The organism is Mucilaginibacter sp. L3T2-6 (assembly GCF_030519355.1).
Lineage (GTDB): Bacteria > Bacteroidota > Bacteroidia > Sphingobacteriales > Sphingobacteriaceae > Mucilaginibacter.
This window is the reverse complement of record NZ_JAUMKC010000004.1, coordinates 235382-258506: the sequence shown is the minus strand read 5'-3', so window position 1 is coordinate 258506 and position 23125 is coordinate 235382. Positions and strand designations below refer to the sequence as shown.

The 23125-nt window shown below is 44.5% G+C and carries 16 protein-coding genes; 5 read left to right on the top strand and 11 right to left on the bottom strand.

The window, feature by feature from the left end; all coding sequences use genetic code 11:
• The 7 genes from Q3W13_RS07025 to Q3W13_RS06995 form a co-directional block, all read right to left on the bottom strand.
• Positions 1-705 carry a tRNA1(Val) (adenine(37)-N6)-methyltransferase gene (locus tag Q3W13_RS07025; RefSeq protein ID WP_302862464.1) on the bottom strand — a complete coding sequence of 235 codons (705 nt, stop codon included), beginning with the start codon at positions 703-705 and terminating at the stop codon, positions 1-3.
• Positions 706-739: 34 nt separating this feature from the next.
• A complete protein-coding gene (locus Q3W13_RS07020; protein ID WP_302862462.1) occupies positions 740-1093 on the bottom strand; it encodes a hypothetical protein in 354 nt (117 codons plus the stop codon).
• A 55-nt stretch (positions 1094-1148) separates the two neighbouring features.
• The gene (locus Q3W13_RS07015) at positions 1149-2597 is read right to left on the bottom strand and encodes an alpha-L-fucosidase (RefSeq protein ID WP_302862460.1); all 1449 of its coding nucleotides are present in this window, start codon (positions 2595-2597) and stop codon (positions 1149-1151) included.
• A 178-nt stretch (positions 2598-2775) separates the two neighbouring features.
• On the bottom strand, positions 2776-4479 hold the full coding sequence (locus Q3W13_RS07010; protein WP_302862458.1) for a GMC oxidoreductase: 1704 nt from the start codon (positions 4477-4479) through the stop codon (positions 2776-2778).
• A 189-nt stretch (positions 4480-4668) separates the two neighbouring features.
• Positions 4669-6891 (bottom strand): phosphoribosylformylglycinamidine synthase subunit PurL, encoded by a 2223-nt coding sequence (gene purL / locus Q3W13_RS07005; protein WP_302862456.1) that lies wholly within the window; start codon positions 6889-6891, stop codon positions 4669-4671.
• A 327-nt stretch (positions 6892-7218) separates the two neighbouring features.
• On the bottom strand, positions 7219-8043 hold the full coding sequence (locus tag Q3W13_RS07000) for an energy transducer TonB (RefSeq protein ID WP_302862455.1): 825 nt from the start codon (positions 8041-8043) through the stop codon (positions 7219-7221).
• A gap of 22 nt (positions 8044-8065) precedes the next feature.
• Entirely contained in the window at positions 8066-8869 is an 804-nt protein-coding gene (locus Q3W13_RS06995) for an energy transducer TonB (protein ID WP_302862453.1), read from the bottom strand.
• Between the two features lie 1182 nt (positions 8870-10051).
• On the opposite strand from Q3W13_RS06995, the gene Q3W13_RS06990 reads away from it, so the two are divergent.
• Both Q3W13_RS06990 and Q3W13_RS06985 read left to right on the top strand, forming a co-directional pair.
• Positions 10052-11359, top strand: coding sequence for an ammonium transporter (locus Q3W13_RS06990; RefSeq protein ID WP_302862451.1), 1308 nt, complete (start codon positions 10052-10054; stop codon positions 11357-11359).
• Positions 11360-11763: 404 nt separating this feature from the next.
• Positions 11764-12390, top strand: coding sequence for a phosphatase PAP2 family protein (locus Q3W13_RS06985; protein WP_302862448.1), 627 nt, complete (start codon positions 11764-11766; stop codon positions 12388-12390).
• A 175-nt stretch (positions 12391-12565) separates the two neighbouring features.
• Here the strand turns inward: Q3W13_RS06985 and Q3W13_RS06980 are convergent, their stop codons facing one another.
• The 4 genes from Q3W13_RS06980 to Q3W13_RS06965 form a co-directional block, all read right to left on the bottom strand.
• Positions 12566-12973, bottom strand: a complete 408-nt coding sequence (locus Q3W13_RS06980) for an EthD family reductase (protein WP_302862447.1) — start codon at positions 12971-12973, stop codon at positions 12566-12568.
• 351 nt (positions 12974-13324) lie between these two features.
• Positions 13325-13921, bottom strand: coding sequence for a DUF4468 domain-containing protein (locus tag Q3W13_RS06975; protein WP_302862444.1), 597 nt, complete (start codon positions 13919-13921; stop codon positions 13325-13327).
• Positions 13922-13999: 78 nt separating this feature from the next.
• Complete coding sequence (locus Q3W13_RS06970) at positions 14000-15046, bottom strand: porin (protein WP_302862441.1); 1047 nt, start codon at positions 15044-15046, stop codon at positions 14000-14002.
• A gap of 375 nt (positions 15047-15421) precedes the next feature.
• Positions 15422-17041, bottom strand: coding sequence for an ammonium transporter (locus Q3W13_RS06965; protein ID WP_302862440.1), 1620 nt, complete (start codon positions 17039-17041; stop codon positions 15422-15424).
• Positions 17042-17592: 551 nt separating this feature from the next.
• Here Q3W13_RS06965 and Q3W13_RS06960 point away from each other — a divergent pair.
• The 3 genes from Q3W13_RS06960 (at position 17593) to Q3W13_RS06950 (ending at position 22912) form a co-directional block, all read left to right on the top strand.
• Entirely contained in the window at positions 17593-19767 is a 2175-nt protein-coding gene (locus Q3W13_RS06960; RefSeq protein WP_302862438.1) for a glutamine synthetase III, read from the top strand.
• Between the two features lie 28 nt (positions 19768-19795).
• Positions 19796-21652 carry a chloride channel protein gene (locus tag Q3W13_RS06955; RefSeq protein WP_302862436.1) on the top strand — a complete coding sequence of 619 codons (1857 nt, stop codon included), beginning with the start codon at positions 19796-19798 and terminating at the stop codon, positions 21650-21652.
• Positions 21653-21730: 78 nt separating this feature from the next.
• Positions 21731-22912 (top strand): AIR synthase related protein, encoded by a 1182-nt coding sequence (locus Q3W13_RS06950; RefSeq protein ID WP_302862434.1) that lies wholly within the window; start codon positions 21731-21733, stop codon positions 22910-22912.
• Positions 22913-23125 lie beyond the last annotated feature (213 nt).

Below are 23125 nucleotides of genomic sequence, written 5' to 3'. Positions count from 1 at the left end.
TTAGAAATTAATAAAATAGGGTTGCAGCAAGGTTTTGTACGCATCGGTATAAACGTCTTTCAACTTGTATATAACAAATTTGGCGGCTTCATGCCCGATATCATTCAATCCCAGGCAAACAATCTCCCGGTGAGGATCAGAGTCTTCAAATGAATGTATGCCTATCGTCTTTTGCACATACAAACCATTTTTCGTTATCAATTCTTTTATAACAACGGCCGTTTGCACCGGCAGTATCATCCAGCATAAACCATCCGGAGACAAATAGCCGGCAATATCCTTAATCAGCCTTTCAAAAAAATCGGTATTTGCATGCTTCGCCAGTGATTTATTTACCTTTGGCGATTCAAGCGCATTGATGTAAAACGGCGGATTTGAGACGATTAAATCATACTTGTCCCCTTCCTGTCTTTCAAAAAAATTGCCGATGTCGGAATTGAATACTTTTAATTTTTTGCTAAAGGGCGAGTTCTGAAAGTTTATCGCTGCGGTCTTAGCTGCACCAGCATCAATTTCCACGGCATCTATCTGCACTTCGTTACATCGCTGGGCCAGCATCAGTGCGATCACTCCGGTTCCGGTGCCAATGTCCAGTATTCGTCCGGGGCGCAACCCGGTTGCCATCGCCCCGAGCAGCACGCCATCTGTATTAATCTTCATAGCGCAGCCCGTTTGATCGATATTAAACTGCTTGAATCTGAACATAAGCCTTATTTTAAATGGCCGTGCGCGAAGCCATTTATCTTGCGTCTGACATTTGTATGTAACAGCAGGAAGCATGTGTGAACGCGCTGTCGATCTCGAAAAATTTTGTTTCGGTAACTGGAGCGCCGTTCCCGTTTGTGTAGCTGTACCTGTGCTCTATTTCCCAGCGACCGAAAGCTCGTACAGGCGCCTTAGCGCCTGGAAACGTTTTATCTTTCAGTTTGACTACTTTTGAAAAGCCTTGACTTTTATAACTGCTGAAATCAGAAAGATGTTCCTGTAAATAATCCTTTACCAGTTCCTCGGCCTTATCCTGCCGCTTATCGCAAGAAGTTAATAGAAACGATAACGGAATAACAAGCAGTAAATATTTGATCTTTTTTATCACCTTATAATTTTTAGAACCGGGTTACCGGTTGCAAAAATAACAGAGTTTAAAATAATTAACGAACGAACGACACTACATAACTTACCGCATATTCCGAGGGATATTTTTTTGATGGCTGAATGACCAGTTCATTGTCTTTCTGCGTCCATGAAACGGCGCCGCCGGTACCCAGCATTTTAATGCCCGCAACCTTGCCGTTGCCGGCTTTAACGCCCAGGGCTTTAATGTTTAGCGGCCCTTCCGGCAAGCCTAATGCTGTGATGTAAAGCAAGTCGCCCTTGGTTGTGAACCGTACATCACGCCAGGTAAATGGTTCTTTCTGGTCGGCAAATGAGCCGCTGGCTGATTTGGTGGGTCCTTCGCCATATATTTTCCAGGGGCGTGTTCCGTATATGGCATCTCCGTTTACATCAAGCCATTTGCCTGTGCCCAGTAAAGTCTGCGTTTCCCCGTCAGTAATGGTTCCATCCGGCTTTGGGCCGATATTCAGCAGCAGATTTCCGTTTTTGCTAACAATATCAACCAGATTGGTTACCACATAGCGTGCATCCTTAAAGGTATTGGTAGTAGTATATCCCCACGACTGGTTGCCGATGGCATCATCCGTTTGCCAGGCCTGTTCCCGGATTGCGCCCAGTTTGCCGCGCTCCAGGTCGAGCACAGCCGTACCGTCGGGGAACGAGCTGTTTTTATAATTGATGACTACGCCTTTGTTCCAGTCCAATCCTTTATTGTAATAAAATGCAGCGAATGATTTGCGGTATGCCGTAAGCGCCGGCTGCTCTATCCACCAGTCAAACCAAACCAATTGAGGCTGGTAATTATTAACCAACTCAATGTCTCGCATCAGCCAGTCGTTCATATACTCGGGCGACATAGTTTCATTCTCCTCGTGCGCCGGCCCGTAAAAATCGGCGTATTTTGGGTCGAGCACATCCGAATCAAACTTTTTGCCGCCGTTTAAAAAGAACCAGTGCTCTATGCGATGTGATGACAGGCCGAATATCAATCCTTGCTTTTTCACTTCAGCAGCCAGCTCGCCAACTACGTCGCGATGAGGCCCCATATTGAAAGCATTCCATTTGGAAAGGGATGTTTTGTACATGGCAAACCCGTCGTGATGTTCGGCAACCGGTACAACGTATTTAGCGCCTGCCTTTTTAAATAAGGCCACCCAAGCCTGAGGATCAAACTTTTCGGCTTTAAACATGGGGATAAAGTCTTTGTAACCGAATTTATTCTGCGGACCATAAGTTGCTATGTGATGTTTATATTCATTTGATCCAACCTGGTACATTTGCCGCGGGTACCATTCGGAACCAAAAGCAGGAACAGAATAAACGCCCCAATGAATAAATATCCCAAACTTAGCATCACGGAACCAATCCGGAGTTTTGTATTTCGATAAAGACTCCCAGGTTGCCTGATAGCGGTCTTGCGCATAGACACTATTAATGATAGCGGTAAATGTAAAACACAGAATGATAACGATTACTTTTTTCACGGCGATTGAATTGGTTTATTTGTTTAGGCTAATGTAAAAAGAATGATTAACAAATTGATTAATTATTGTAATTTTAACACTTATTAAAAAATATCCGTTCCGGTGTTGGCGTTAAGGTATCGCCGGGTTTGCGGCAGTGCTGGCGCAGAGTTTAATAATTACGCAAACAGAAAAAGCATTACAAATTTCCTTTTTTCATTTCTGCCGCTGCATAATTTGCTGCCCTGGCAGTAAGCGCCATATATAATATTGATGGACTCTGATTCCCCGTGCTGGTCATACATGCGCCGTCGGTAACAAAAACATTCTTGCAAAGATGTAGTTGGTTCCATCCATTTAAAAGAGAAGTTTTGGGATCTTTACCCATACGGCAGCCGCCCATTTCATGGATATCCAGCCCCGGATTTTGCTTATTCTCGTAGGTGGTGATATTTGTGCAGCCTGCCTTTTCAAGCATTTCCTTGCTTTGTTTCAAAAAGTCCTGCACCATGCGCTCATCGTTATCGTCATATTCAACAGATGTGATCAATAAAGGGATTCCCCATTGATCCTTCTGGTCGTTGCTCAAGCGGACATGATTAGTTATTTTAGGCACAGTCTCGCCCTGCATGTACATGTAAAGGGTCCAGCGGCCAGGCTCTGTCAGCGAATCCTTGAAATTGGCGCCTATCTCCCCATTTGCCGTTTCAACCGGTCCGCGTTCGCGGCCGGCACCCATAAAGGTGGTAAATCCGCCGAAATAATCTGTTTCCTGGGTGTACAGGTTTCGGTAATTTGCAAGGATCAGTTCCGTCGGGTTTCGTCCGTAATAATAGCTGTCAAGATAACCCTCCATTTCTGCCCCCAGAGACGCGCGATAATTTTGAAAAGCCACATATTTGCCAAGCAGGCCATTGTCATTACCTAAGCCATTCGGAAAACGGTTGGATTTTGAATTGAGCAATATTAAATTGGTATTTAAGGCAGATGCATTTAAGAATATGATACGTGCAAAGTAATCTGTTTGCTCTTTGGTGTTGGTATCAATAACCCTTACGCCGGTAGCCTTTCCCAGTTTTTCATCATATATAACAGAGTGAACAACCGAAAAAGGCCTTACAGTAAGCTTACCGGTGCGTTTTGCCCATGGTAGTGTTGAGCTCACCGAACTGAAATATCCTCCGAACGGACATCCGCGCATACAAAGATTCCGCGCCTGGCACTTTACCCGTCCCTGGTCTATGTGGATCTGGTTAGGTTTGGTTAAATGCGCCCAGCGGGCGTGTACTAAGTGCCTGTCCGGGTAATGTTCTCTTATCCTTTTGCTGATGACTTCCTGTACAGCATTCATTTCGAAAGGGGGTAGAAATTCACCGTCTGGCATAGCATCAAGCCCGTCCTTGTTGCCGCAAACGCCGATAAATTTTTCCACATGCGAATACCAGGGCGCCACATCGCTATACCCTATCGGCCAGGCAATGCCATAGCCGAAACGTTCAGGATTGGTGAATTCATATTCACTCCAGCGCTGGCAGGCACGCCCCCAGGTAAGCGATTTACCACCAACCTGGTAGCCCCGTATCCAGTCGAAAGGCTTTTCCTGTATATAGGGATGATCTTTGTCTTTTACAAAAAAATGCGCGTTGTCCTCTCCGTAGCCTGCAGCTTTACTTATCAACGGATTGTCTTTTAATATTTCGGTGGTCAAACGGCCGCGGTGCTTAAAGTCCCAGGGCGGCATTGTAGCAGTAGGATAATCTTTTATATGCTCAACATTACGCCCCCGCTCCAGCACCAGCGTTTTTAAACCCAATTCACATAATTCCTTCGCTGCCCAGCCTCCGCTGATGCCCGAGCCTATAACGATGGCATCATAAGTATTCTTTTCCGTTCCTTTCGACATAACCAAACATAAAGGTTTTCGTCGTTATGGGCAACACTCAACCATTCTCTTTAAAGAACGACGTATTTGCTGTAGTGAAAACAGATGTTCGATTACCTGCATAATTAAAACAGGCAGGCAAATACTTATGGCTCGCCTGCCTGTTGTTTTTATAAGATTCTTAGCTATACTCGGAATCACAGAAAAAAATCAGGCTCCCAATATCTCATGCAGCACATTGTCATACACCATCTTGATATCGGTGATATGGCCAAACAGTTGCTCATCAACATTAAGGAAACCGTTGGTAACCGTACCCAGCAAACTAAAGTCAATCTCGCTGGTTGCCATCAGCTCAACAAAGCGCTCCTGGTCATCCGGCGACACACTTACTACTACCCTGCCCTGGGCCTCGCCGAACAGGAAGGCGTCTTTACGGATACCTGCATCGGTCGAAATTTCGAAGCCAAGTTTATTGGGCAATGATGATTCTACGAGCGCAACATACAGACCACCGTCGGCAACGTCGTGAGCCGATTGTATAACTCTACTCTGAATTAGCTCCTTGATAACCTGGTGCATGGCATACTCTTTTTCCAAATCGAAATATGGGGCGGGTGCTGCCAGTATCTTATGGTATGAGGCCAAATATTGTGATGAAGCGATATCGTTAACCGATTCGCCGACCAGGTAAACCAAATCGCCGGGCTGTTTAAAGTCCAATGTCATAAGGTTCGCCAGATCGTCCATCACCCCCAGCATACCGATGGTTGGTGTCGGGAATACCGGGCCATCGTCTGTCGACTGGTTATAAAAGCTTACATTGCCACCGGTCACAGGTGTCTCGAACTTGCTGCAGGCTTCTCCCATGCCTTTTATGGCGCCAACAAACTGCCAGTAAACTTCCGGCTTGTAAGGATTACCAAAGTTTAAACAGTTGGTTATGGCAACAGGCTCGCCACCTGCGCAGGTGATATTGCGCGCTGCTTCCGCAACTGCGATGGCCGTACCTTTTTGCGGATCGGCATATACATAACGCGAGTTACAATCAACAGTAATAACTATAGCTTTGTCAGTATCTTTCACCGCAACCACAGCAGCGTCGCTTGGACGGTTGGTGGTCATAGTTGAGGTACCGATCATTGAATCATATTGGTCGGTTACCCAGCGCTTTGATGCAATGTTAGGGTGACCAATCAAATGCTCAGCAACCGCAACCAGGTCAGCCGGCTCCTCAATATCGTCAATATTAAATTTCTGGTTCTCAGCAAAATAAGCCGGCTCTTTGTACTCGCGGGTATAAACCGGAGCGCCGCCGCCTAACACCAGGTCGTCGGCAGGGACATCAGCCACCAGCTCGCCGTTCATGTAATATTCAAGGCGCTTGCTGTCTGTAACTTCACCAATGATGGCACAGTTTAAATCCCATTTATCAAATACAGCTTCAACTTCTGCTTCCCGGCCTTTCTTTACCACGATCAGCATACGTTCCTGCGATTCAGACAACAGGATTTCGTAAGGCTTCATGTTTTCCTGGCGCATTGGCACACGGTCGAGGTGGATGATCATACCTGATTCACCTTTTGCAGACATTTCAGAGTTTGAGCAGATAATACCTGCCGCTCCCATATCCTGCATACCTACAACCGCACCGGTTTTAATTACTTCCAGTGTCGCTTCAAGCAATAGTTTTTCCTGGAACGGGTCGCCTACCTGCACAGCCGGTAGATCGTTGACCGAATCTTCGGTAATATCTTTTGATGCAAATGCCGCACCGTGTATACCATCTTTACCTGTGGCAGAACCTACAATATATACAGGATTGCCCGCGCCATAAGAAATTGCCGATACGGTTTCGCCTTCTTTAACAATACCTGCCGAGAATGCATTTACCAGCGGGTTTACGTTATAGCAGTCGTCGAAAAACAACTCGCCGCCAACAGTTGGAATGCCGAAAGCATTGCCATAGTGGCTGATACCCTTAACTACGCCTTTAACCAGCCATTTGGTGCGGTCGAGGTTTAAATCGCCGAAACGCAATGAGTTTAGCTGTGCGATCGGCCTCGCACCCATCGTGAAAATGTCACGGTTGATACCGCCAACACCTGTAGCTGCGCCCTGGTAGGGCTCCAATGCAGAAGGGTGGTTATGTGATTCTATTTTAAAAGCACAGCCAACGCCGCCGCCCAGATCAACCAGTCCTGCATTTTCCTCACCCGCCTTGGCCAGCATACGCGGACCGTCCTTGGGAAGGGTTTTCAGCCATGTAATAGAATTTTTGTAGGAGCAATGCTCGCTCCACATTACCGAAAAGATAGACAGTTCGGTAAAGTTGGGCACACGCCCTAATATCTCTTTTATGCGTTCAAACTCTTCGGGTAGTAAGCCTAAATCTTTGGCGGTTTCAACGGTAGTTAATTCCTGGTGCTCCAATGTAATATCGTTTTTTTGAAAGGAAGCACAAAGGTAGAAAAAAAGGAGGAAAGCTGAAAGGCAAAAGGCGAAAGGCGAAGTTCTGTTTTATCTCGAAAACAAAAGACCTTTCAGCTTTCGCCTTTAAGCTTTTACCACAAATAAAAGGGACAGCAAAAAGGCATTTACCTTTAATGCTATCCCATAAAGCCAGCCCCGGAACTATTATCACCCTTGTTTAGTTTTTGCCTGCATTCGGACCGGCTTTTTTTATTGTGCTCAGTTTAGTTTACTTTAGTTGATAGTAGCGCCTTTCGGACTTCCGGACTTTACCGACTTTCGGATTATTTATTCCGGCGCCTGGAAGTTAATCGGTATAGTATATTTCACCCTAACCGGCCGGCCATTCTGCATGCCTGGTTTCCAGGCTTTGGCTAATTTCAATACACGCAATGCCTCCTCATCAAAACCATGTCCTGCCGCCCTTGCCACGGTAATATCAGACAAGTGCCCGTCCTTCTCTATTATAAAACTGAGGAATACCTTACCGTTCACGCCGTCCTGTTGTGCCTCAGAGGGAAATCGAAGGTTTTGAGTCAAAAATTTAGCCCATGCTTCCATACCACCCACTGGCTGCGGCATAACTTCAAGGCCGCTAAAGTCGGTTATGGTTTCATCCACAGCCGTCGGGTCACCGTCTTTAGAACCCGTAGTTACATCGGGCGCAGCAGTGCCGGCGGTATTCGTGCTGCCGCTTGCTGAACTACTGACATTGCCACCCAGGTCTGCAGTTTCCGGCGGATCGGTCGTTACCGGCCCGGAGGTGACCACCATAGGCACAAACACTTTTGTTGCAGTAGATGGCGTTACTCTTCGGGGCCTTGCCAATCTTCGGGGTTTAGGAAACTGTACTTCTTTAACCGGTACAATTAACTTATTATCGTCGGTCAAATCAATTTTTGTATGATGCTCAGTTACCCCTAAAGCTTTAGTATTGGCTATTATATAACCGCCACAAAGGGCTGCCACGGCAAAAAAAGTAATCCCCATGGCCTTCACCATAGTTGGCGCATAAGTGCGCCGCAATTGGTAAGCGCCGTAGCTTTTGTTACGGTCATCAAATACAAGATCGAGCCACTCGGTCCTGTACAAATCAAATTTTGAGGTTAGCATAACGTTTAGTTGAGTTGATTTGTTAATTATCCTGCAATTGAAAATTGATAGGGATGGTATATTTTACCCTCACCGGCTGACCGTTTTGCATGCCGGGCTTCCAGGCTTTTGCCAGTTTTAATACACGCAGGGCTTCTTCGTCAAAGCCGTGGCCGGCGCCACGGTCGACAGTTATATTGGAGAGACTGCCGTCTTTTTCTATAATAAAGCTCATTAAAACCTTGCCGCTCACACCGTCCTCCTGTGCCGCAGCAGGAAAACGCAGGTTCTTGCTTAGGAATTTAGACCATGCTGCCGCACCGCCTACAGGCTCCGGCATAAAGTCAAGTGTGCCCAAGTTATGAACGCTATTATCAACAGCCGGAACGCTGCCGCCTGTACCGGGCTTGTCGTCCGGGATATCAATTTGCGCGTTATCGTCGCCCTTTAATGTTTGCTGGCCGACCTGACCGACGATCTTGTCATTTTCAACAGGTTTCTCCGCTTTGTTATCAGGCACCACTGTAGGCGGAACATCCCTCGTAGTGGTTACTTTTGGCGGGTCAACTTTAGGTTTCAATTTGGCCTCCGCAGGTTTTTCAACATTCATGGGCGGTGGGGCTAAGTTTACTACGGTGGCGGTATCGTGAGTTAACACTTCATGTCCTTTAAAAACAGCTAGCGCAGCGCAAGCTGCTCCTACTACAATAAAGGTGGCAATCATAGCCTTAACCATCGTCTGTGCATAGGTTCTGCGTAACTCATAAGCGCCATAGTTTTTGTTGCGATCATCAAATACAAGTTCGAGCCACTCGCTCTTGTACAAATTAAATTTTGAGATAAGCATAGCGATTGAAATTAAATTGTATAATTATAACGCCAAGCAAATTCAAGTTATTGCAACATTGTTACTTTTAGAAATATTTCAACAATACAAACGCAACATTGTGTATTTATATAACGAAACATTTAGTTAAATATAAATATTGCAATAAATGCAACAGTGTGTATTTTATTAAATCCCTTTTCCGGAGACGGAATTTTTTAAATTCTGCGCGTCTTCACAAAATTGATATGACACCATAAAAAAGGCGGAAAAATCCGGCTTCATTTTCCTGGCGCTGATAACTTCCAATAAAATCGCCGGGAAAAGTAATATTGACAATCCTCTTGCAGCTCATTTTTGTCGTCCCGGCGAATAAAATTGAAAATTTCCACCATTTAGTTTAATTTCTGTGCATAAATTCAAATAAACTTCTCAAAAAGAACTCAAAAAACGCCTGAAAATACAATAAGAAACCCATTACAGGGCCATATTAATCACTACCTTCCTTATATAAGTCAATATATTTCATTAAAAACATAATTTATTTAAAAGTTTTTCATTAAAATTCGACTTAAATTAAAAATTCAGTACTTTTATCATATGCAATTAAGATTATTTAAGATAATAAGCATAATTATCCCGCTTTTATTCGGATTATACTGCACCTGGAAAAGCCAATTGCATAAAAATCCACCTAATGAATCCAGGAAATTAAGATTTATATCAAAATCAGTAAACAATACACCCAACCACCCCTTCAATTATGAATTAATTTTATCAAGAGCACCTGCACCGATAATAAATGTTCCACAAACCCGGAACATTTACTTCTTCTGTGGACTAAACAACAGGCTAAGCACCTATACTATATCGGTAAATTATCTCAATTTCATCTGCGGGCGGGGCAACAGCGAGCTTTCGCATTTCCGCAGACTCATCCTTTTTCCATTTCATGATTTTTGGTAGCATTAAAAAGGTGAACAGAAAACAAGCCTCATGTGCTGATTACACAGTAGGCATCATTGTTTTTAATTTAGTTTTTAATGCTGCGCGGGGTTTTGATTGGGCTCCGTGCAGTATTGATTAGTCTAAAGTCTATAGTTGTAAGTCTTGAGTCAAAACGTTTAAACTTTTTCTGACTTAAGACAAAGGACTCAAGACCGCCGACTCATTTTATTCATTCCTCTTCCCAAAAACTTGAACATGAAAAAAATCATACCCTTTGGCGTACTTATCATAGTAGTTATACTTGCCCTTATCTATCCATCTGTCGACCTTGTAAATGTAAAGGACAGCCAGATCAACTCCGGTGATACTGCCTGGCTACTGGTTAGTACGGCACTCGTTTTAATCATGACACCCGGCCTCGCCTTTTTTTATGGCGGCATGGTTAGCAAGAAGAACGTACTTTCTACCATGATGCAAAGCTTTGTCTGCATGGGCATTATTACTGTTCTTTGGGTGATATTCGGCTTTAGCCTTGCCTTTGGCGATGACATCAGTGGCTTCATTGGCAACCCCAAGACATTTTTTATGATGAAAGGCATGCTGGGCAACGCTACCTGGAAACTTGCACCAACCATTCCGCTGGTACTTTTCGCTATGTTTCAGCTCAAATTCGCCGTGATAACTCCGGCGCTTATCACTGGCGCGTTTGCCGAACGTATCCGCTTCAACTCTTATATCATATTCCTGTGCCTGTTTATGATCGTTATTTACGCACCCTTAGCCCACTCTACATGGCACCCGGATGGTTTTCTTTTTAAACTCGGCGTGCTCGACTTTGCCGGTGGTACCGTGGTGCATATGTCGGCCGGCTGGGCTGCACTGGCTTCGGCTTTGTATTTAAAGCAACGTAACGACAAAGCCCATTCGCCTGCCCGTATCAGCTACGTATTATTGGGCACGGGCTTACTGTGGTTCGGCTGGTTCGGTTTTAACGCAGGTTCAGCCCTTGGATCGGGTACCTTAGCGGCCACCGCTTTAGGCACTACAACCACCGCATCAGCTGCAGCAGCCATTGCCTGGATATTTTTCGATATGCTGCGCGGCAAAAAGCCTTCGGTTATGGGCGCCTGTATCGGTGCAGTTGTTGGCCTGGTAGCCATTACACCCGCTGCCGGATTTGTAACCATCCCTCACTCGCTAATAATTGGCATAGTTGCAGCTGTAGTGAGTAACCTGGTTGTGATCTGGAGAACCTCTACCAGCATTGATGATACCCTGGATGTTTGGCCGTGCCATGGCGTTGGCGGCATGGTAGGTATGCTAATGACCGGTATCTTCGCTCACGTCAATGTTAATTCCGCCAATACTACCGGCAATGGTTTATATTACGGGCAAACCCATTTATTCTTTGTCCACGTGATCGCACTGGTTGGGGTATCGGCATTTGCATTCTTTGGTTCCCTGTTGTTATTAAAGATAACCGATATGATCAGCAAACTGCGCGTATCGCCGGAAGAAGAAGCCATGGGTCTCGATAAAACCCAGCACGACGAAGAATTGTAATATTCCATTTAAAAAATCTAACTAACCTAAAACTATAAAATATAATAGAGGCCGTCTCATAAGTGACTTATGAGACGGTTTTTTATTTAAGGCGATTAGATAGGCTATTAGCGAAGCCGGACTGTGTAACATCTCAACGATGCCGTTACGGGGCGCTTTACAACATAACGATACTCATTATGCCCCTAAAAAACCAAAAAGCTGCCTTACTTTTGAGACAGCCTCTTTTTACACGAGAGTTCCGCAGTGGGTGAGGCGAACCAAGAGTTTGTGGTAATATAACCTTTACATTAAACTTACGTTAAAGTGTTAATTCACGCTAAATTGATAAATTGGACTTCTCAGTTTTATATTTTCTGAACAAATTAGCGGCATCTTGCGGTACGCTAAGCACAGTTACAGGAATGTTTACCGAGAACCCTTTACTGAGGGGCGGTCCGATATTTTTTTGTATTTGTTATTTATGGTTCTCAACAAACGACGTTAATGTTCGTGTTAAGATTATAATGGGCGGCATTGCCTGCATTTTGGGTGTATTGATAAGTGTGTTTTGCCAGTCGCATGTTCCAATACATGTCCGCCCGGTTTACGATAACAGGCTCGGACTTGTCAATATTTTAAAATGGAACCAGGATTCGACCGATAAGCGGATCTATTCGTTTCCGAGTGATACCGCGACTCTGTACTTTGCCCTGGTTACCATTGTGTTTTTGCAGAGCAGAAAAATGGGCTTGCTTTCATTTTTGTGGGCAGTGCTTACTGTTGGTGTATGCAGGGTAGCCGTGGGCGTACATTATCCGAGCGATATTTTGGCCGGTATGATACTTGGGACAACTTTGGTGCTGGTACTGTCAACTATCGCTGGGTTAACTAAATGGTTGTCGAAACGTATTTTGAGGTATGACCCGGGCCAAAAATACCTGAACATTTTTTTTGTTTTTCTCTGCCTCGAAGCGTACAGTTTATTTCCGGGCCTTTCACAAATTTTTTACTTCTTTATCCAACTTTTAAAGGGCGGCCACGCCGGGTGAATGATTTGGCCGGATAGCATGCGAACGCTAACCCGGGTTTGTGGCACAAGCGAGCGCCATCGCCTTTAACTTAAGAACCTTAATATTAAACGCTGAATAAGGAAGTAAAAAACAAATTTTACTTTTCCCTTAGGTTAACGGATATGTCGGAACGCCGGAACAGGCAGTAATGCGTTTATTTTACCACCTCGCTCACCAAAATGACCGGCGTTATATTGGTGTAATTTGCAAAATCGGCACGAATATCGTCTCTATGCGGCCCGATCGCCGCCTGGTAGTCGCCCAGGCTTTTTACATAAAATACACCTATAGCCATAAAAGGTAATGGCTGGTTTGGAATGCCGCTGGCAAGCCCTTTTTCGATAGTATATTTAACCAAGTTTGATCCTAAAAACGCGGCTACCATAGGCATATGTTTAGTTTCATAATACTCCATATTAAAGGTTTTACCTTCGGCGTAAGGATACATGATGGATATTTTAATCAAGCCTTTTTCAGCAACCGCCATATTTTGCTTTTCCTGGCCAAACGCAGTAAAACAAATAGCTAAAAGAAAAAACGACACCATTAATTTTAATTTCATACTAAGTTATTTAAGTGATAAAACATTCAGTTTGAGTATTATTAATGCAAATATTAGCATATTGCATTAATTGACAAACGTTATTTTTAGATGGCTTTGCAGGCGATGTTAAGTAAGAGCCCCCCCCTTCGGGCACGAGTATGCAGCATAGAGGTCTGCAGAGGTGGGGTACTCGTGCCCAGTGTTTAGGTAACCAATATCTATCACATACCACGGGTTGAGAACCGTGGCTACAATATGTGCCGGGCCGATGGCCCTATAATGTTCAAATAAATTTTATCGGCAGACCTATAGAGGAAGAACTAACTAAAAACCTTTCGCCTTTCAGCTTTACCCTTTCATCTGCAGCAACTACCAATCCTTGGTCGATATCTTCTTTACTTCAGGCTTCTTTTGTAATGGCGGGTTTTTTAACATAAATTCTTTCAGCTTTGCGCCGATTTTACGGCTGCCCAATAATACACCATCAAGGTATCCGACCAGGTCTTTCTTATCAATTTTCCCCTCCGGCTTTTCGAGCGGGATATAAATACCAGGAACTGATACATAATTATTATACCTGTCGCGTTGGTAGGGGTTAAATACAAAATCTGTTAGCCAATAGCGGTATTTACCTTCCTTTACATCGACATGCATAGTGAAAGATACAGATCCGTCTTCGTGCGAAGTAACCAATGACTTCTTTGAAACAAGGAAACTCCCGGTAGCGTTTATACTTCGGGCATCTGCCGCTTTTGTAACACCGGTGGTTTTTAGCGACACCTGCGGATAGCCTTTATCAAAGAAAAAAACCGCGCGGCTAAAAAGGCTGTCGGCAGCCGTGCCTTGCTGCGCCACAACCTGGTAGTAGATGTACTTGTTATTCTCATCAAATGCCAGGGAATCTTTTTGCGCGAATGCCCGAACTGCGAACATGGCAAACAACAACAGAATCGTCAATCTTTTCATAATGCAAAAATAAGCCGCCCCTGCAAAACAGAGAGCGGCTTTCAAACAATAAACCTAAATTATAAGATCAGTTATTAGTTAAAAAGCATAAACCGCGGCCAGCAAAAACTGCGATGCATGGTTTGTAGCCATTCCATTGCTGTCGGTAAAAGATGCGCCGAAAGCATCGCTCTTGGTATCGAAGCGCACTTCAGGGATGATGGTCAGCGGACCAGCTTTAATGTTCGAAGTAACGGTAAGCGCTTTTACATCGCCGCCATTATCCTTAACCTTGAAATACTCACCCCTTAAACCGAATGTTACAACAGGCGATACTGCCAATTGCGGATACAATGCCACGCCCGAGAAACCGCCGCCGTTGTTAGGAGCAGAGAAAGTTGCTGCATTTAAACCTAATTTAAAAGCATTGGTAATCTGGTAAGCAGTGGTTAAATCGAACTCAGTTCCGGAATAGGAGCCGGTTATCAGGTTTAAGTAAGCAGTCCAGCCTTTAACGGGCGCCACCATCAGCTGTGCGCCAAAGGTAGAGACGTCTCCGTAAGTTTGACCGTTAGTACTTAATGATGAATAGTAGTTCCATTTATTATTGAAAATACCGGCCATCAGGCTCACTTTGTCGCTAAAGGCATAGGTAGCTTTGAAACCTGCGTTCTGGAACGGACCACTGGTAAACAGGTACGAAGTGGAGTAGTTAAAGTTACCGGCGGGCGATATCACTTCATAACCGATAAAAGTAGACATATAGCCTGCAGTCAGGTTAAATGCAGAAGTAACGTCGTATGAAACATATAAGTTTTGAATATGATATCCTGAAGTCGGGATAGACTGATCACTTCGCGGGCCGAAAGAGAGCTCACCTACAAATGCGGCCTTGCCTACTTTTTTCTTTAAAGCAAGGTCAATCATACCTATGGAGACGGAGTTATTTTCGTTCGCGAAGCTGGTTGGAATGTTTGAGTGACCTGAGAAATCAGCTTTGTAATAGGTGTCTACCGAGCCCGAAAGCACCAATGGAGGATCGGCGGCAGCGGTCTTACCGGTATCGGCCGGCATAGAAACAGCCAGGGCTTTGGTAGTTACAAAAGAAGCGGCAAGTAAACCAAAAAGTAAATGTTTTTTTTTCATGATGGTGAGTTAAATTGATTGAAAGTTTTGATTGATTTGAAAATTTTTAAGCCATAGTTATTTGCGTCCGAATTATTTTGTTCTTAATTCGGTTTAGTGTTTAATAAAAAGATATTCTTTAATGGGATACGAAATAAATTCTCCCACAAACCGTATTCTTGCCTCACCTGCCCTCCCCGAAGGGTAGGGTTCCAGCTACTCTGCAGCTCAAGTCCTCTCTTTTGGAGAGGATTTAGGTGAGGCAAAAACGAAGCCTGGAGCTAACTGTTCTATATTGCACCCACATTATTTATAAAGAACCCCTATGCGGCCGGCGTTATGGGGTTGGTAATTGCAGATACAATCAGCCAGCCGCATAAGGGTGTAATATTTAGGTTAAGCGGTAACCTTTGGTGCTGTTTCAAACAAGCCGCTTAAGCTCACATCTTCATCCTGCGCAGGATACGCTTCAATTCCGTGATCGAATACGTCCAGGCCACCTGCTCCCAGCTCACCATGCTCTTCAACACGCAGTTTCCATGGATTTGGCAATTTGTTGATGATATACATCATTACAAAAGTTACCGCAAAAACTGCAATGGCGATAGTAAATGTACCAATGGCCTGCGCAGCCAGTACATGCGTTCCTCCGCCATAGAATAGGCCAGTAACCGGAGACGAATCATCAGCGCCGGTGGGACCGGTTACGCCGTATTTACCGCAGGCAAATAAGCCCAACGATAGCGTACCCCAGATACCGTTTAAGCCGTGTACTGAAACGGCCCCTACCGGATCATCAATACGGAACCATTCGATAACGTAAATACCTGCAAATACTATGAAGCCTGCAACAGCGCCCAGCATAATAGCACCGAAAGGACTAACCCAATAGCATGGGCAGGTAATAGCTACCAAACCGGCAAGGAAACCGTTTACGGTAAATGCAAGGTCGAATTTACCTTTGGTTGGGCCCCACCATAAAGCTGCCAGCATTGCAGTGAAACCGGCAGCGCAGGCAGCAAGCGTGGTGTTGGCGGCAACGCGGCCGATACCCTGGCCATCCATAGCCGACAGTGTACTGCCCGGGTTAAACCCGTACCAGCCAAACCAAAGGATAAAACCACCTACAGCAGCAATGGTTAGGTTGTGGCCCGGGGGAAGACCGCCCTTTTCTTTATTATCACGGGCGAAGATCCTGCCCAAACGCGGACCTAAAACAATGGCACCTGCCAGTGACGCCATACCGCCAATAGTGTGAACCACAGTTGAACCGGCGAAGTCGCGGAAGCCCTGGCCTAATGCAGGAAGGAAATTACCGGTTGATCCCATCAGCGCGAGAAATCCATCCGGGCCCCAGGCCCAGTGACCAATAATAGGGTAGATAAACCCGGTTATACCTATACTATAAAGAATATCGCCCCTAAAGCTGGTACGGCCTATCATAGCGCCCGACACAATGGTTGAGCAGGTATCGGCAAAAGCATACTGGAAAATCCAGTGAGCAAGGATAGGAATACCCGTAGCCTCGTAAGTAAGCGGCGTATTTTGCAGGAAGAACCAATTGGTGATGGTTTTACCATCGGAGCCTAAGCCGCCCCAGCCGATAAACCCGTTACCATGGCCAAACATAAATGCATAACCAACAGCGTAAAATAAAATTCCGCAAAGGCAGGTATCAAAAATACATTCCATTAATACGTTAACCGTTTCGCGCTTGCGGGCAAAACCAGCCTCCAGCATTACGAAGCCCGCCTGCATGCCGAATACCAGGAATGCAGCAACCAGCGTCCATATCGTATTGGCCGTATTAATGAATGAGGTTTCATGAGCGGTGTACGTTTCGGCAGCGGCGTGTGCCTTTGTACCAAAAATTCCGGGCAACGACATCATTGCAAATATGACCAGGCTAAGCCCTATCATTTTCCCTGCAAAAATTGTTGCGCCAAGCCGCCATTTGTCTCGTGTCAGTTGTCGGACCGAACTGAGCAAGCCGTCCTTTGTGAATGTTACTTTCATTGTTTGATTAGTTTAATTTAGTTTGACTGATATTATTTGATTGGTGAATACACTAAGTCTAAAAAAATTTGCCAAAAAAGAAGTGCTTAATCGTACATATTTTATAAATAATTCAAAAAACACCTGTTTTTTATTAATTTTTGTTTGAAATTATCTACGATTTTTAATAAAAGCAAATTTTACAACAATTATTTAACATTAAAATCGTCATTTTTATTAAAATATTAAAAAACAATAATAATTACATGAGTTTTTTAAATAATTATCAATTATTTAGGAACAAAAAACACAATAAGCGAATTCAGAGCTGAATTCAGTCGATATTGTTCAAAATTTACACTATCAAATTATAATTACGTGTAAAAACCCTTTGAAACAGATGACAAGAATGGATTTTTAAATAAAAACGATAAAAACATTAGACTAAAAGCTGAAAACCAGCCTGATTTTAAACACATTTATGATTTTTGGATATTTATTGTGAAAATCCGGCTATATAACAAAGGATAATCCTAATTTTGAGCCTGACCGTTAATATAAAACTAAGTTACATGGGCAATATTCGTTTTGAGGCTTTGCAAACAGTGCTTTCCAGAAATGTTCCTGAAGTAAAATTTCCTTCTCAGAGAATTTCTGACTTTTTTGGGGCCAATGTTTTCGACAAAAAGAAAATGAAAGAATATCTTTCAACCGAGGCCTACCAGGGAATTGTAAACTCTATAGATAAAGGCGAGCCGATCCCCCGCGATATGGCTGAGCAGGTGGCATCGGCCATGAAATCCTGGGCTATGGGAAAAGGTGCGACACACTACACCCACTGGTTTCAGCCATTAACCGGTTCAACTGCCGAAAAACATGATGCATTTTTTGAGCCGACGACTGACGGCGGCGCCATAGAACGTTTTTCGGGCGATGCCCTTGCACAGCAGGAGCCTGATGCATCAAGTTTTCCGAGCGGTGGCATCCGTAATACATTCGAAGCCCGCGGCTATACTGCCTGGGATCCCTCCTCTCCTGCCTTTTTAATGGCCCGCACGCTGTGTATCCCTACCGTATTTGTATCTTACACCGGCGAGGCGCTGGATTATAAGGTACCTTTACTAAAGGCGTTGAATGTTTTAGATAAAGCCGCCGTTGATGTTTGCCACTATTTTGACAAAAGCATCGAAAAGGTTAATGCATCCCTGGGTATCGAACAGGAATATTTCCTGGTAGATCTGGCCTTATTTAATGCTCGCCCCGATCTGTATCTTACCGGCAGAACGCTGTTCGGCCACATGTCGGCAAAGAATCAGCAACTTGAAGACCATTATTTTGGGTCGATACCTGAGCGTGTATATGCATTTATGCAGGATATGGAAACCGAAGCCTTATTATTAGGCATTCCTTTAAAAACAAGGCATAACGAGGTGGCGCCGTCCCAATTTGAGTGCGCGCCGATCTATGAGGAGATCAACCTTGCTATCGACCATAACCAGCTTTTAATGGACCTGATGGACCGCATTGCCAAAAGACATAACCTGAAAGTGCTGCTGCATGAGAAACCCTATGCCGGTATTAATGGTTCAGGCAAGCATAACAACTGGTCGATGATAACTAACACGGGCAAAAACCTGTTGTCTCCGGGCAAAACGCCGAAGAACAACCTGATGTTCCTTACATTTTTTGTAAACACCATCAGGGCGGTTTATGAGCATGCCGACTTATTACGTGCCTGCATTGCGTCGGTAAATAACGATCATCGTCTTGGCGCCAATGAAGCTCCACCGGCCATTATCTCAATATTTTTAGGAAGCCAGCTTAGCGATGTGCTCGACGAGATTGAAACCTCGCGTATCAGCAAAAAGATAAAGGAAGATGCTATGCTGTGGCAGGGCATCCCTAAAATACCGCAGATTTTACAGGATAACACCGACCGTAACCGTACCTCGCCCTTTGCCTTTACCGGCAATAAATTCGAGCTGCGTGCGGTGGGCTCGTCGGCAAACTCGGCCAGCCCGATGACTATATTAAACCTGATTGTAGCCGACCAGCTGCGAAAGTTTAAATATGATGTAGACAAACTGATAAAGAAGGGCGAAAAGAAAGACGTCGCCCTGCTGATGGTTATCAAAAAATACATCAAAGAATCGAAGAATATCCGTTTTGAAGGGAACGGCTACAGCGAGCAATGGGAGATAGAAGCAGCGGCCCGCGGTTTAAGTAATATTAAAACCACGCCAAAAGCCCTGGATGCCATGATTTCGGACAAAACAGAATACCTGTTTGAGGACACCGGAGTGTTCACCCGGCGAGAGGCACATGCACGGCATGAAATATTATTGGAGAGCTTCTTTAAAAAACTGCAGATAGAGGCCCGCGTTATTGGCGAGCTGGGCACCAATGTAATTATTCCGGCGGCCTTAACCTACCAGAGCAGGCTGATAGAAAACGTAAAAGGTTTAAAGGATCTTGGCCTGGATAAAGGGACTTATGAAGCGCAGCTGGATATCATCACGCGGATTTCGGAGCATGTAAACTTTATAAAAACGAACATTGAGGCTATGGTTGGCGAGCGGAAAAGGGCTAATAATATTGAGGATGTTCGCGAACGCGCCATTGCGTATGACGAAAAAGTTAAACCATTCTTCCAGCCTATACGTTACCACGTAGATAAGCTTGAGCAACTGGTGGACGATTCGTTATGGCCGCTGCCAAAATTCAGGGAACTTTTGTTTATTAAGTAAAACAGGGCGCATAAGTGCCTGATAAAGAATGTTTGTAAAAAAATATAACTGGTTAAAGAATTATCATCAATTTATCAAGTTTGTACGGCAATCACGCCGCTACGGTTTAAAGAAAGTCAGAAGCTACGAAATTGTGTTACAATGGCTTCGTTTAAAGCTCTCGCATAACCAGTTTCTGATTTTATCGGGGATACTTGTAGGGTGTTCTGCGGGGTTGGCCGGCGTAGTTTTAAAATCACTGGTGCATTATATTCACTATATAATTACCAGCAAGGTACATTTTAAAGACCAGATACTATTTTATGGGCTATTCCCTATACTTGGCATCGTTCTTACCGCAGCTATAGTTGTCTATTTTTTTAAAGGCCAGGACCGTAAGGGCATCCCGGCTATTCTTTACGAAATTGCCCGCAACTCCAGCTTTGTCTCCTCCGTGAAAATGTATTCGCAGATCATTCAAAGCGCAGTTACAGTAGGCCTGGGCGGTTCTGCGGGCCTTGAAAGCCCGATCGCCGTTACGGGTTCAGCCATAGGGTCGAACTTTGCGCAAACTTACAGGTTAAATTATAAAGACCGTACGCTACTATTGGCATCCGGCGCTTCAGCGGGCATTGCTGCTGCATTTAACGCTCCTATTGCAGGCGTAATGTTTGCCTTCGAAATTTTGCTGACAGGCGTAGTTTTTACGGACTTTATTCCGTTAGTGGTGGCTGCTGTTTGCGGCAGCCTGCTCTCGCGCATTATATTGAATGAAGAAGTGCTTTTTAAGTTTAGCGCACGCCAGGACTTTAATTACCATAACATACCTTATTATTTGGTTTTAGGGATTGTAAGCGGTTTATACGGGCGATATTTTATTGTCATCTCCAAATACGTTGAGCATTATTTCCATAATCTAAAGCTTTCAAAAATTAAAAAAGCGCTGATTGGCGGATTGGCACTTTCAGTGCTTTGCCTGCTCTTTCCGCCACTATTTGGCGAGGGGTATGAGAGCATAAAGTCGTTTACCAATGGCGACATTAACCACATCATTCAGCACAGCTTTTTAGGTTATATTGATTATAAGGAATACGTTATCATCATTTTCCTTGCGCTGATTTGCTTGTTTAAAGCATTTGCAACCTCTATAACCATATTCAGCGGAGGAAACGGCGGTAATTTTGCGCCGGCGTTATTCGCAGGTGGTACGATGGGCTATCTCTTTGCCATTATCTGCACGCAAATCGGCTTCGCACATGTGCCGGTTATTAACCTGATAGTGGTTGGCATGGCAGGGATGATGAGTGGTGTGCTTTACGCCCCATTAACCGCCATATTTTTGATAGCCGAGTCGAGCTCGGGTTACGACCTGTTTATCCCCCTGATGATCGTTTGCGTTATATCATTCCTCATTGCAAAATGGTTCTCGCCCATATCTCCGGACCTTAAAAACCTGGCGGATGAAGGTAAAATTTTCACCCGCGAGCACGACAAAAATCTGCTGCTGCAAATAGACCCGGCAGGACTGGTTGAAAAAACGTCATCGGTAATTAACCTGAACTCATCAACCGCGGAATTATTGGAAGTAGTAAAAACCGGGAAACGAAATATTATCGCCGTGCTGGACCATCAAAATCTCGCAGGAATAATTTACCTGGAAGATCTAAGGCCCCTTTTATTTAATCCCGAATTACAAAGACAGATCGAGATCCCGAATATCATGAAGATTCCGGTTGAGCTGATCAGCCTTGATGATAACATGATTTCGATAGTAAATAAATTTGATGAAACATCAACCTGGGTTTTGCCTGTTGTAAACAGCGGGCATGAGTTTATTGGCTTTATGTCGAAATCTGCCGTTTTAAACCGTTACAGAGAGGTATTGAAAGAGTACTCAGACCTGTAACCGAAAGAATTGGCTGCTGACATTCTTCAAAAAACTCAGCACCATTATCTATAACGGGCGAACTGTTTATATTTGCGGATGATTTCTTCGCAAAGATATGACCAAAGGGGTGTTTCTGCCTCAAAGGATGATGTACACAATGCCATTAAAAATATCGATAAGGGTATATTTCCTAAAGCTTTCTGCAAAATAATACCTGATATTTTAACCAGCGACCCGCTGTATTGCAATATCATGCATGCCGACGGGGCGGGCACCAAATCATCCCTGGCTTACACTTACTGGAAAGAAACCGGCGACCTTTCTGTTTGGCGGGGCATTGCGCAGGATGCCATCATCATGAACCTTGATGACCTGCTTTGCGTTGGCGCTACTGATAATATACTGCTCTCTTCTACAATCGGCCGGAATAAGAATTTAATCCCCGGCGAGGTTATCGCAGCCATCATCAATGGTACTGAAGAAATCCTTGCTGAATTACGGCAGGCTGGCATCGGCATCTACTCAACCGGCGGCGAAACTGCCGACGTGGGTGATTTAGTTCGCACTATTATAGTCGACTCAACAGTTACCTGCCGTATGAAACAGGCTGACGTTATTTCGAACCACACCATCCAGCCGGGCGACGTGATTGTAGGCCTTACTTCCTACGGGCAGGCCACTTACGAAAAGGAATATAACGGGGGAATGGGCTCCAACGGCCTTACCTCTGCGCGGCATGATGTATTTAATAAATCCATCGCAGAAAAATACCCGGAAAGCTATGATGCGGCAATTCCTTATGAATTAGTCTTCTCCGGCAGTAAAAATCTTACGGATTTAGTGGACATTGGCAACGGTGAATGCATTACAACAGGAAAGCTGGTATTATCCGCAACGCGTACTTACGCTCCTATCATCAAAAGAATACTGGACGGTTATCGCTCACAAATTCATGGCATGGTACACTGCAGCGGCGGCGCCCAAACCAAGGTGCTGCATTTTATAGACGACGTACACGTTATAAAGGATAACCTTTTCCCTGTTCCTCCCCTATTTAATCTTATCCAGCAGGAATCGAAAACCAGCTGGCAGGAAATGTACAAAGTATTCAACATGGGGCACCGGATGGAGCTATATGTTCCGGCAGAAATTGCAGACGACCTGATTGCGATATCCAAAAGCTTTAATGTGGATGCGCAGGTTATCGGCCGTGTTGAGGCATCGGATAAGAAACAGGTTACGGTACGCTCGGAATTTGGGGAGTTTGTGTATAATTAAAATATAGGAACCTAAACAGCGTCATTAGGAGCCAGCTATTGTAGCAAATAACTGATAACCACAACACGCCCTTGGTTAGGCGGGAAACATAGTCCGCTACGCACCTAATGGAGCGTATAATTCTTTGTATATTTCAATCATGTTTTGCCCCTGCCGGGGCAGGGCCGCTTTCAATTAACGGTTTGTATAATTAAAAAAGCCCGGGCAAATGCC